At 32.4% G+C, this 12,131-nt stretch carries 14 protein-coding genes and 7 tRNA genes; 2 read left to right on the plus strand and 19 right to left on the minus strand.

Annotation, left to right across the window (positions count from 1 at the left end; translation table 11 throughout):
- The 18 genes from IAA47_06225 to IAA47_06310 form a co-directional block, all read right to left on the minus strand.
- Entirely contained in the window at positions 1 to 969 is a 969-nt protein-coding gene (locus IAA47_06225) for a glycosyltransferase family 9 protein (GenBank protein ID MBU3842564.1), read from the minus strand.
- A 17-nt stretch (positions 970 to 986) separates the two neighbouring features.
- Positions 987 to 1,673: a lipopolysaccharide core heptose(II) kinase RfaY gene (locus IAA47_06230; protein ID MBU3842565.1), complete on the minus strand. Its 687-nt coding sequence runs from the start codon at positions 1,671 to 1,673 to the stop codon at positions 987 to 989.
- Positions 1,670 to 2,674, minus strand: coding sequence for a glycosyltransferase family 9 protein (locus IAA47_06235; protein MBU3842566.1), 1,005 nt, complete (start codon positions 2,672 to 2,674; stop codon positions 1,670 to 1,672). Before IAA47_06235 ends, IAA47_06230 begins: the two co-directional genes overlap by 4 nt.
- On the minus strand, positions 2,670 to 3,710 hold the full coding sequence (locus tag IAA47_06240; GenBank protein MBU3842567.1) for a glycosyltransferase family 9 protein: 1,041 nt from the start codon (positions 3,708 to 3,710) through the stop codon (positions 2,670 to 2,672). The genes IAA47_06235 and IAA47_06240 overlap by 5 nt, the downstream gene beginning before the upstream one ends.
- An 11-nt stretch (positions 3,711 to 3,721) precedes the next feature.
- Positions 3,722 to 4,486, minus strand: coding sequence for a glycosyltransferase family 2 protein (locus tag IAA47_06245; protein MBU3842568.1), 765 nt, complete (start codon positions 4,484 to 4,486; stop codon positions 3,722 to 3,724).
- 9 nt (positions 4,487 to 4,495) lie between these two features.
- On the minus strand, positions 4,496 to 5,572 hold the full coding sequence (locus tag IAA47_06250) for a polysaccharide deacetylase family protein (protein MBU3842569.1): 1,077 nt from the start codon (positions 5,570 to 5,572) through the stop codon (positions 4,496 to 4,498).
- 166 nt (positions 5,573 to 5,738) lie between these two features.
- Positions 5,739 to 5,815 (minus strand) — tRNA-Met (locus IAA47_06255).
- Between the two features lie 122 nt (positions 5,816 to 5,937).
- Entirely contained in the window at positions 5,938 to 6,099 is a 162-nt protein-coding gene (locus IAA47_06260; GenBank protein ID MBU3842570.1) for a rubredoxin, read from the minus strand.
- Positions 6,100 to 6,141: 42 nt separating this feature from the next.
- On the minus strand, positions 6,142 to 6,522 hold the full coding sequence (locus tag IAA47_06265; GenBank protein MBU3842571.1) for a desulfoferrodoxin: 381 nt from the start codon (positions 6,520 to 6,522) through the stop codon (positions 6,142 to 6,144).
- 27 nt (positions 6,523 to 6,549) lie between these two features.
- Positions 6,550 to 6,969 (minus strand): transcriptional repressor, encoded by a 420-nt coding sequence (locus IAA47_06270; protein MBU3842572.1) that lies wholly within the window; start codon positions 6,967 to 6,969, stop codon positions 6,550 to 6,552.
- 92 nt (positions 6,970 to 7,061) lie between these two features.
- Positions 7,062 to 7,511, minus strand: a complete 450-nt coding sequence (locus IAA47_06275; GenBank protein ID MBU3842573.1) for a GNAT family N-acetyltransferase — start codon at positions 7,509 to 7,511, stop codon at positions 7,062 to 7,064.
- Between the two features lie 8 nt (positions 7,512 to 7,519).
- Positions 7,520 to 8,251 carry a tRNA pseudouridine(38-40) synthase TruA gene (truA, locus tag IAA47_06280; protein MBU3842574.1) on the minus strand — a complete coding sequence of 244 codons (732 nt, stop codon included), beginning with the start codon at positions 8,249 to 8,251 and terminating at the stop codon, positions 7,520 to 7,522.
- A gap of 70 nt (positions 8,252 to 8,321) precedes the next feature.
- Positions 8,322 to 8,405, minus strand: a tRNA-Leu gene (locus IAA47_06285).
- 5 nt (positions 8,406 to 8,410) lie between these two features.
- Positions 8,411 to 8,486, minus strand: a tRNA-Lys gene (locus IAA47_06290).
- 18 nt (positions 8,487 to 8,504) lie between these two features.
- Positions 8,505 to 8,580 (minus strand) — tRNA-His (locus tag IAA47_06295).
- 27 nt (positions 8,581 to 8,607) lie between these two features.
- Positions 8,608 to 8,684, minus strand: a tRNA-Arg gene (locus tag IAA47_06300).
- Positions 8,685 to 8,690: 6 nt separating this feature from the next.
- Positions 8,691 to 8,766: transfer RNA gene (locus tag IAA47_06305), tRNA-Gly, on the minus strand.
- Positions 8,767 to 8,774: 8 nt separating this feature from the next.
- Positions 8,775 to 8,851 (minus strand) — tRNA-Pro (locus IAA47_06310).
- 281 nt (positions 8,852 to 9,132) lie between these two features.
- Here IAA47_06310 and IAA47_06315 point away from each other — a divergent pair.
- On the plus strand, positions 9,133 to 9,786 hold the full coding sequence (locus tag IAA47_06315) for an OmpA family protein (protein ID MBU3842575.1): 654 nt from the start codon (positions 9,133 to 9,135) through the stop codon (positions 9,784 to 9,786).
- Between the two features lie 400 nt (positions 9,787 to 10,186).
- Complete coding sequence (locus IAA47_06320) at positions 10,187 to 11,146, plus strand: L-lactate dehydrogenase (protein ID MBU3842576.1); 960 nt, start codon at positions 10,187 to 10,189, stop codon at positions 11,144 to 11,146.
- Positions 11,147 to 11,151: 5 nt separating this feature from the next.
- Here the strand turns inward: IAA47_06320 and IAA47_06325 are convergent, their stop codons facing one another.
- On the minus strand, positions 11,152 to 11,994 hold the full coding sequence (locus IAA47_06325) for a patatin family protein (protein MBU3842577.1): 843 nt from the start codon (positions 11,992 to 11,994) through the stop codon (positions 11,152 to 11,154).
- Positions 11,995 to 12,131 lie beyond the last annotated feature (137 nt).

The following is a 12,131-nucleotide window of genomic DNA, read 5'->3' on the forward strand; positions in this document are numbered from 1 at the left end:
TTATTCCTCCCAATTTATTTTTTTATCTATACTCTCCAAAACATTTTCTGCTGTTATACTTTCCATACATTTAAAATCTCCCTTTGGACACTTCTTATCCCCATGTAAACTACAAGGTGAACACTCCACCCCAGCATAGATAAGAGTATCATCTTTGCCAAAGTCAAACATTCCCGGACTTGTAGGTCCAAATATTACGAAAGTTTTACATTTTACCCCTCTTGCTATATGAAAAGGTCCTGAATCATTAGTTACTAAGAATTTTGCTCTAGATAAAAGTGCTCCACTCTCTTTTAATGAAAGTTTCCCAGCTAATATTATACAACTATTCTCACTTATTCTATTGATCTCCTCACATCTTGGAATATCTCCCTTACCTCCTATTAGTATACTCTTTAGACCATACTTTTCAAAGATAAGTTTTGCTAATTTTCCAAAACTTTCAGCTGTCCACTCCTTTGTATTTTTAGATGCTCTAGGTGCTAGTACTGGTAATCCCACATACTCATCTAGTTCAGCCTTAGGTGTAGTTGCAAAATCAAGGTCTTCACCTATATATTCCAATCCAAAATCTTTAAAAGCCCCAAAATAATTTTTTATAATAGTATCATCTACCTTGTACTTTATCAATCTCAATTTTACCAATAAAGTTTTCCACCAAGCTCTTTTTTTATAGGTAAATGTCTTTACTCCCAATCTCTTTGCTATTATCTTAGATCTAAATTTTGAATGAAGGTCAAATACAAAATCATATCCATTTCCCTTCAATCTATCAGCAAACTTTTTTATATTTGCCACTCCATCATCTCTTTTTTTATCAAAGGTGATTATATTATCTATATAATCTAGTCCAGATATAGCATCCTTAAACTGCTCCATCACAATAAAGTCTATCTGTGAATTTGGATATTTTCTCTTAAAGGATTTTAATACAGGAGTTGTAAGAATTATATCTCCTATTGAGCTCATTCTTATCACTAATATTTTCACTTCTTACCTCTCAATCTCTTTTTAAATTTAGCAAACCATATTAGATATCTCTTTAACGTGATAGCTCCTTTATAGTATATACTCTCTCTGTCATACTCAATATCCCTATCACAACTCTCCTCTAAGTATATAAACTCAAATACCTCTCCAAATTTTCCATATCTATTCCTCATCAGTTTAGTATCTATAAGGTATACACTCTCTCCATCTATTAAGAAGTTCATAACCTGTGAATCTCCATGAAGATAACCTCTAGAGTGGATCTTTCTAAGCTCCTTAGATATCAAATCTATATCCTTAGTTGTTCCCTCCTTTCCCTTTATATAGGAGTAGATAAGGTATGAATCTACCACACATGGTCCACATTTTTTCTCCATTGCCAAATATGGTGTAGCACCATTGAAGCCTAGCTCATTTATCCTTTGAATATTTTCAAACTCTCTTCTACTTTCATTTCCTCTAAATATAGATAGAAATCTCTGCCACTTTCTTCTATTCTTCTCAATAGGTCTTTTTAGAACATATTTTTCTCCATCTATCTCTATCAATGCTACATAGCTTCTTTGGTCATTTTTGAAGACTCTCTCTATATTATAACAGGTGTTTTTTATTTTGTCATATAGTTTTAGATATTTTTCATCATTGTAATATAAAATATCCTTTCCATATCTCACTTTTTTCATATATTTTCACTCTCTAAAATACTCTCTATTCTCTCTAAAACCATCTCCGGTTTTATATCTAACATGCATTTAAAATGCTTTTTAGGACAAGAGTCTCCCCCATGAATTGAGCATGGTCTACACTCCAATCCCTCCACTTGAAATACCTCACTATTCTTTGACCAAGGAAAGAATCCAAATTTTTCTACTGTTGGACCAAATAGTGCTAATATTCTTACATTTGGAAAGGCTGAAGCTATATGAATAGGAGATGAATCATTTGTTAGAACTATATCTGCCCTTCTTATAACCTCTGCTAACTCAAGTAGTGTTGTCTTTCCTCTCAAATCTATAGTGGTATTAGCTAGTGGCATATTGAAGAACATCTCTTCTTTTCCACCTACAACTACTATAGTTGTATCCTCCCTCTTCTCAAGTTCCTTTATAACCCTATTGAAGTACTCAAGTGGCCATTTTTTAGTAAACCATTTACTTCCCGGAGCGACTACTACCACTTTTTCTCTTCTCTTTTCTAGTAACTTATCTACCTTCTCCACCTCTAATTCAGTTGGAAAAATCTCTATCTCATATCTTTTACCCTCATCCTTTGGAACAAAGGATAGAAGTTTCTCTACCTCATGCTTACTTTTATCATAATGAACTCTCTCATTGTATAGAAAAGATGCTGCTGCACTATCATACCCTCTTCTTATTGGAGCTCCAGTTAGAAAAGTTAAAAATGTACTTCTCAAATATCTATGTGGAGTTATTACTAGATTATAGGCTTCCATCTTCAATTTTTTAGCTATTGCCCAAAACCCTTTTATCCCCTTATGCTCTCCCCTTTTATCATACTCTATTATATGATTTAAGTGAGGATTGTTTCTCAATATAGATGCTCCCACTGGGGTTGTTAAATATGTTATCTCAGCCTTTGGATATGTATCTCTCAACTTCTTGATAAGTGGTGTCGATAATACTATATCCCCTATAAATGCTGTATGAATAATCAAAATTCTAATTTTTTTCACCCTCTTCCAATAAAAAACTTTCCTCTATGTATCCTAGAAGTTCCTCTTCCATACCCTTGTTATAGGTATCAAAGTATGGATTTTTATAATCTTCCTTTGGATTATCTCTATCAGGAACTAAGTATTTTACCTTACTATTTCCAAAAACTCCCCATCTCAATGTGCTTTGAGTTGCCTTAGCTGGATAAATTCCAACTATTCTTTTTTGAAGAGCTCCAGCTATGTGAGTAGGTCCAGTTGAGGCTCCTAGATATACAGTAGCCCTATCTATTATAGCAGCTATATTTAAAAGGTCTCCCCCATTAGCATATAGATACACTCTATCTCTATCTATTCCCTCTACTAGCTTCAATCCTCTCTCTTCCTCTGAGATATGACAGATTATAAGTACATTCTTATCTGGATTTTCATCTCTAAATCTTTGAAGTAAAGAGATATACTCCTCATCTCTTATATTTTTAGCTGAACCACCTATAAATGGATTTACAACTAGAGTTTCTCCCACTACATTATATGTAGAGAAAAAAGTATCTGCTGCCTTTATGTTCTCTTTTCCCAAATATATTCTGGTATTTACTTCAAATACCTCATTATATCTCTTCTCATCTGCCTTTTTTATCAGGTCTAAATTGTATTCAGCCTCATTTTTTATAGATTTAGATCTCTTCTGCCAAACTCCCTTATTAAAGGTAAAAAATGAGTACAACTTAGATAGAGGTCCTATCTTTATAGGTGCCTTACTTGCCTTAGCTAGCTGTGAAACAAATCTATCATTATATAGGGCTATAAATATATCAGCTTTAAAATATGGTATCTTCTCTAAAAGTTCATTCTGAGTGTAATCATCTATCTTTATAATTCTATCTACATACGGAAGATTTTTCACTATCTCATAGTTATATCTTCTTACTAAAACTACCAGCTCAGCTTGAGGATACATCTTTTTTATCATAAAAAAACTAGGAACTGAAAGTATCAAGTCCCCTATCTTATCAGTTCTTGAAACTATTACTCTTTTAATATCCATAATCCTTCCTTTTATCTCTTAATATAACTTCCATTTTTAGTTATCTCATACAGTTTATAATATTTTACCATAGTGTAAAGAGAACTTGTACAAGCTAGTAAAAATCCTTCTTTTCCATCTAAAAATCCAAATCTTAATAGATACATTCTCAAGAACTTAAATATAGGATTAAAAGCTAGTTGGAAAATATTGCATCTTTTTCCTCTTTTATAGTACTCTATTGCTCCCTCTGTAGTATAACGATTAAACTTTGTAAAATAATCTCCTAAGGTAGAGTAACTATGATGATATATCTCCTCTTTCAATGTATATATCTTTTCCTTTGTTTCAAAAGATTCGTGAACAGTATTACTATTGAATCTTCCAGCACTCTTTCTAAAAAGCCTTATATGGTAACTGTTACTCCACCCTCCATATCTTATCTTCTTTCCAAAACAAACCGAGGTGAAGTTGATATTGAAAACACTACCACTATCCTTTGAATTTTTTATCTCTAAAATTCTTTTTTGAAGTTCTGGGGATATCTCCTCATCGGCATCAATATTTAGTATCCACTCTCCACTTGCCTTATCTATTGCAGAGTTTCTCTGTGGTCCATAACCTTTCCAACTCTCTACATAGAATTTTGCTCTATATTTTTTAGCAATCTCCTCTGTTCTATCTGTAGAACCACTATCCACTATAACTATCTCATCGGCTATATCTTTAACTGACTCTAAGGTCTTTTCTAAAATTCTTTCTTCATTCATTGTTATCATTGCAACTGATAATCTCATATCTCTCTCCTATGACACCCAACCATATATTTTTCCTAAGATATAATTTCTTGCTATAAAAAGATTTAGCTTAAATTTTTCTGGAGTAAATTTTCTAAGTTCAATTCTTCTTATCATTTCAAAGTTAGGAACTCTTCCATTTGTTCCCTTCTTAGTAGTAACAAATCCCTTTACTCCCTCTTTTTTTAACATCTCTATAACCTTTTTATTTCTATGCCCCCAAGGCCAACAAAAATACTCTACCTTAACTCCTAAATTTTCTTCAATCATTTTCTGATTTAGCAGGTATTCCTCTCTCACTCTTTTTAGGAACTCCTCTTCACTCTCATAATGAAAATACTTATTTTTATTATTGTCTATATACATTTGAGCTAGCTTTAATTTTTCCTCTTTACTTTTTCCCTCTAACTCTCTGTCATAATACTCTTTAAATTTTTTAAAGAACTCCTTATCAATAATTATCCCCTGAGAAGAGTACTCTCCTCTCTTTCTAAATTTAGGGTATCCTCTCTCTATTTTTCCATAGAGATAGATATCAGTAATATCCTCCTCATCTCCATTGAAAAATCCCTCTATCTTATCACTTACAAAGACAGCTGTATGCTTATGTGAGTGAGCTTGAAAATCCACCAATCCACTCTGATACATCTCCCTTATCTCTTCCCAAGTAAGATATTGGTCAGTAGTTCCATCTCCGCTCTCCACATATTTTTTCATAGCTTCATAGTTAGCTTTTCCATTGAGTAAAATCTCTGTACTCCCAACTCTCTTCTCTTTAATATATAGAGTGTTTAAAAATACTGTAGCTTTCATATTATATCTCTTTAGAAGTGGAAATACCTTTGAATAGTTATCATAATAACCATCATCTAAAGTTATCAATGCTGTATTTTTTCCTATTTCCCCATCTCCATACTCTTTCAAAGTAACAGTTTCTATCTCTTTCTCTTTTAAAATCTGAAGATGTTTTTCAAATAGCTCTGGAGTTACACTGGCTTTCTCATTTACTTGATGATATAAAAATATAGGTACTCCTTTATCTCTATAGTATATTAACAATAATATGATAATTATTCCTATCCACATAATTAGCTCCTTTTTTCTCTTTTAGAATATTATATCAAATCTCCAAAGAAAATACAAAAAAAGAAAAAAGATGAACCGACTGTTCATCTTTTTCCTTAAAAATATTTAGGGTTAGACTACAACATATGAATCTAAAAAGTGGGGTTTAAAAAAATTATTTGGAATATGGTGCCTAGAAATGGATTCGAACCATCGACCGTACGGGTATGAACCGTATGCTCTAGCCAACTGAGCTATCTAGGCATATGTTTAACATCATTACTCTAATATAATACACTACTCTACAAAAATTGTCAAGTTTTTTTTAAAAAAAATTTAAAAAAAGAACACGTTCAAAAACGTGTCCTTTTAAAAAACATTTTTCATTACTCTACTGGTTCGAATTCGTCTTTTCCAACACCGCAAAGTGGGCATAACCAATCTTCTGGTACATCTTCCCAAGCAGTTCCTGGTTGTACTCCGTTATCTACATCTCCAACTTCTGGGTCATATTCATATCCACATACTACACATACGTACTTTTTCATAATTATTTCCTCCTATGTCTAAATTATATTTATTCTTAATTTCTATTTGCTTGACCATAATCCATGAATATTACAATACTCCCTTGCCACAATATCTTTTCCTTTTGGTACTTCAAAGAAAACTTCTGGCTCTTGTCCTGGTTTTAAGTATTTTCTATACAATAAATCTTCATCTATTTCTAATTCTATAAACTCGATAAAATGAGCTTCTTGCATTGGATGCTTTGTTTCTTTTCCTACTTTCACTAAATAACCATTCTCTTTTTCTTCAATATATGGAACGTGCTTTTCTGTAGTTGCATCTTGAGTCTTAGGTGTCACTAATTCAAATCCACTTGGTAAAGTTTCACAACAACTCTCTTTGTTAGTTATTAATTGAACTAAAGCACTACATCCTAATTTTATAAATGCATTTTTTTTCATGTACATCCCTCCTAAATAAAATCTCTCTTATTTATTATTCGCACACTCTTTACAAATTCCTTTAAAATAATAGTGTTGCTCATTAATTTTAAAATCTTTTAAATCTCTTTCATTAAAAGCTCTGTTATCAACTTCAATATCAAATATTCTTCCACACTTTTCACATTTGAAGTGTCCGTGAACATCCATGATACTATCATATCTAGTCTCATTTTCCTCAATCACAATAACATTTACTATCTTTTTCTCAATAAATAGATTTAAAGTGTTGTAAACAGTTGTTTTCGATAGAGTAGGTATCTCTGTACACAATGCTTTGTATATCATATCTACTGTAGGATGATTTTTCTTTTCAACTAGATATTGAAATATCTTCATTCTCTGATAAGATGGCTTTATATCATGAGATTTTAGGTACTCTCCTATATTTTCAATTTGAAACTCCACCCCTACACCTCCTATCCGATTTCAACTCAATTTTGTAACTATTCTATATTTATATGGTACACTATTTTATATTCATTGTCAAGTATTTTCACTTAAATTATGACTTTTTTCATCAAGTATCTATGAACCCCTTTTCCGTACTCATTTTCCTGATATTCTACTATACTATATCCCAAATCCTTATACAGTTTTAAAGCGTACTCATTATTTGGATCCACTGTTAAAGCTATCTCTTTGTAATTAAGTTTTCTTAGATACTCCTCACTATCTAACATAATCTTTTTTGCATATCCACGATTTCTATACTTTTTTCTTGTTGATATCCCGTATAGAAACAAACTATCCTTTTGAAACTCCTGCATATACTCAACTATAGATATTATCTCTCCAGCTTCCTCTAATATAAAAACTTTACCATATCTTATTAAAGCTTTTAATATCCATAGGTCTACATTTCCATTTCCTTCAAAAGCTTCCTCTTCTATTTCAACTATCTTATTCAATGTATCTAAATCCACTTCTTTTAACTCTTTAAACTCCATTTTTCCTCCTAGTAGTTTACTTGAGATAGATATAAGCCATTTGGCTCTGCAACCTTCTTTAAATGCTTTTTATCAGGATTTTTTAGCATACTCTCCATATAATCCTCTGGTAAATTACCAAAATATATATTCAAAGCTGTTCCTATTATTATCCTTATCTGAGATTTTAAGAAGGAGCTTCCCATAATCTCTATCTGTATTCTAAACTCAGATATTTTTTTTACCTCTATACTATATATCTCTCTTACAGAAGTCTTACTTCCACAATCACTCATTCTAAAATTATTAAAATCATGTATCCCTACTAATACAGATAAAATTTTTTGAAATCTCTCCTCATCTATCTCCTTATTGACATATGTTTCATATCTACTTTTGAAAGGATCTCTCTCCCATGAAATAATATAGCTATAACCTCTGCTTTTAGCATCAAATCTAGAGTTAAAACTCTCCTCTACCTCTTCTATCTCTAAAAGCTCTATATCCAATGGTAACCCTCTTGTAAGAACATACTTTAATTTATCTAAAGGAATTGTTGAATTAGTATGAAAGTTTGAAACTTGAATTAAAGCATGAACCCCTCTATCTGTTCTTCCTGAAGATATCATATCTATCTTATCTTTTAATACTACATCTAAAAGCTTTTCAATCTCTCCTTGAACTGTTCTTTTCTCTGGCTGTCTTTGAAATCCATAAAACATACTTCCATCATATCTATACACTATCTTTATATTTCTCATCTTTTCCTCATTTGTACAAGTTAGAATAAAATAAAAAAAAGAGATTCTTTAGAATCTCTTACTAGCTACATGGTGCGAAGAGAGAGACTTGAACTCTCACGTCTGGGACACTAGATCCTAAGTCTAGCGCGTCTGCCAATTCCGCCATCCTCGCACGAATGGTGCGTCATACAGGATTTGAACCTGTGGCAACACGATTAAAAGTCGTGTGCTCTACCAGCTGAGCTAATGACGCATCTTATTAAGTTTTTAATGGGGTGACCGACGAGGCTCGAACTCGCGACAACCAGTGCCACAAACTGGCGCTCTACCAACTGAACTACGGTCACCATATCTATTTGTTTTGTCTGTATTAGTGGCGTGTCTGAAGAGATTCGAACTCCTGACCCACGCCTTAGAAGGGCGTTGCTCTATCCAGCTGAGCTACAGACACATTAATTGGAGCGGGAAACGAGGGTCGAACTCGCGACATTCAGCTTGGAAGGCTGACGCTCTACCAACTGAGCTATTCCCGCAGATTTAATGGTCGGAATAGCAAGATTCGAACTTGCGGCCCCCTGCTCCCAAGGCAGATGCGCTACCGGACTGCGCTATATTCCGACGCCTTTCTCTCAAGACAAGAATAATTATAGCACCTATATCAAAAACTGTCAACATTTTTTTTAAAATTTTTTTCACTTTTTTTAAACCACTTCACTAACCATTGATTTTATTAAATTTATAACAACATTTTTTTTAATTTTCTTTTTATTTTTTGTATTTTCTCTAAAAAAATAGATAAAAATTCTAAAAATTTTTTTAAAATCCTTTAGAATTTTTTTTAAATTTATTATATAATATACTTAGAGTATTTATATATTTAAATCAGGGGGGGTATTTTTATGAAAAATACAAAAAAAATATTAGGTGGTATATTATTAGGTTTAACTTTAACTGGATGTACTTCTTCTCCATTTATGGATGAAACTGGATCAGTTAATAAGAAAACAACTGGTACAGCTGGTGGAGCTGCTGCAGGAGCATTAATAGGACAACTTATCGGTAAAGATACTAAAGGAACTCTTATCGGAGCTGGAATTGGTGCTTTAGCTGGACTAGGTTGGGGAGCATATAGAGATCACCAAGAGCAAGAACTAAGAGAGAGATTAAAAAATACTGAAGTAGAAGTTACTACAGAAGGAGATAACTTAAATCTTTACCTTCCAGGAGGAGTTACTTTCGCTACTAACAGTGCTAATATAGCTTCTAACTTCTACAGTCCATTAAACTCTATAGCTTCTGTTCTAGTACAATATCCAGAAACTAGAATAGTTGTAAATGGATATACTGATAATACAGGAGCAGCTAGCTACAACTTAGATCTTTCTCAAAGAAGAGCTGACAGCGTTAGAAATTATCTAATCTCTCAAGGAGTAGCTTCTTCTAGAGTTACATCTGTTGGACATGGAATAAACAACCCAAGAGCAACTAACAGTACAGCAGAAGGAAGAGCTGAAAACAGAAGAGTAGAGATTCAAATTCTTCCTTTAAACTAATACATATGTAATTTTTTATTGACATTTTTATCTTTTTCCTCTATACTTGTATTTAATAAAATTTTAGGGGGAATAGATTATGAAATTAAGGCAAAGGCATATTAAAATACAAATTTAATATATTTTAATTATGGCTAGGTCTAATTTTGTAAAGATTAGGATATTTTTATCCTATGAGCATATCTATGTTTTTTAGCCAATAGTAAAACTATTGGCTTTTTTTTATAGAATTTACCAGCTATTTAGCTAGTTTTTTTGATTTAAGGGAAGGATTTTATGCAATTTTTTTCTGGGAGAGGTTCACATTAAATGATATTTTATAGAGATATTATTTTATTTGACAATTACAACTGATTGATGTATATTAAATAATAAACTTTTCATCAAGGGGGAATTTTTTATGTTAAATGTTAGAAAAGTCGGAATTATTGGAGCTGGGCATGTTGGTAGTCATTGTGCACTCTCATTAATACTTCAAGGAGTAGCAGATGATATTATTTTAGTAGATGTAGATGAACAAAAAGCTAAATCTCAAGCATTAGATTGTATGGATACTGTAAGTTTTCTGCCTCATAGAGCAAAAATTAAAGCTGGTTCTTACGAAGATATGAAAGATAGAGATGTAGTAGTTATTAGTATTGGTACTATTGACAATGTAGCTAAGGATAGGCTAGCTGAACTTGAACGTTCTTTAAAAATAGTAGAATCATTTGTACCTAAAGTTATGAAAGCTGGTTTTAATGGTTATTTTGTTGTTATTACTAATCCTGTTGATATAATAACTTACTTTGTACAGCAACTATCTGGTCTACCATACAATAAAGTTATTGGTACTGGAACAGGTCTTGACTCTGCTAGATTACGTAGAATTTTAAGTGAAGAGCTTGATATAGATGCTAAATCAATTCAAGCATATATGTTAGGAGAACATGGTAATTCCCAAGTTGCTGCTATCTCTTGTGCATATATCAACGGTAAAAAATTAACTGACTATATCGAAGAGAGAGCTCCTAAATTTGAAAAAATAGATTTTGAAGCCATTGAAGCCAAAACAGCTGCTGCTGGTTGGGATATATATGTGGGAAAACAAAGTACTGAATTTGGAATAGCTTGCACTTGTACTGATATTATCAGAGCTATTTTTCATGATGAAAAAAAAGTCATACCTTGTAGTGCTTTTTTACAAGGTGAATATGGAGCTAATGGACTATATGCTGGAGTTCCAGTGGTTATAGGAAAAGATGGGATTGAGGATATCATTGAATTATCCCTTAACTCTTCAGAAAGAAAAAAATTAAATAAAACTTTTGATATCATCACCCATCATATTAAATTAGGTAAATCTTTATTAGAAGCTTAAAAGTACTATATATTTTCTTTTTTAAAATTTTTTATAAACCTCTCACCATCTGCAAGACCTTGATGGTAAACAGCTAATAGCCTCTCTCTGCTCTTCTCAAATCTATCTATTTGTAGAGGAGCAGCTGGGGCTATAACCATAGCTTTACCCTCTTTTTCTAGTCTTCTTATCTCCTCTTGATTCTCTCTATACACCTCATGGTGTCTTTTCAATAAATCTACCATAGCCGGATATTCTTTCATCTTCCAAGCTACTAAGGGAAAACATCTCAATGGTGGTTTTATAAAATTTCTATCTCTTGTTAAAACCACTATTATCTTATCGCATCCATCTTTTAAAGCTTCTCCTACAGGAATTGGAGCTGCAGTTCCACCATCAAAGTATGTATTTCCTCTATAATTTACAGGATTAGCTACAAGTGGAATAGATGATGAAGCTTTTAAAACAGTTGCCCCATCACGAAGAGAATCCTTTCCATAAAACTCTGCCTTTCCAGTTTCAGCATTTGTAACTCCAACTTTAAAATCACATGGATTTTCAAAAAAACTTTCATAATCAAATGGATCCAATTTTTGTGGAATCTCTTCGTATAAAAAATCCATTCCAAAAAGTGAGCCAGTCTTTATATAGTTGCTCCAACTCAAGTATCTCTTGTCTCCTATATAGTTAATATTTGTTCTAAGAGCTCTTCCTTTCTGTCTAGAGATATATGAAACTCCATTCGAAGCTCCTGCCGATACCCCAATTAAATAATCTGGCATAAAATTATATTTTGTAAAGGCATCTAATACTCCAACTGTATAGATACCTCTCATTCCACCACCTTCTAAAACCAATCCTATTTTCATATACTCCCGTTGCCAAAAATCTATAAAAATATAGAAATTTGTTTATTTCCTTCTTCTACAAGTCCGATTTTGCCTAAGCTACTTTCGTTTGATATAACTCTCCAAAGGCTTAAATTCGGATACAACGCGTCCTACAC

The sequence above is a fragment of the Candidatus Fusobacterium pullicola genome, from assembly GCA_018883725.1.
GTDB classification, from domain to species: Bacteria; Fusobacteriota; Fusobacteriia; order Fusobacteriales; family Fusobacteriaceae; genus Fusobacterium_A; species Fusobacterium_A pullicola.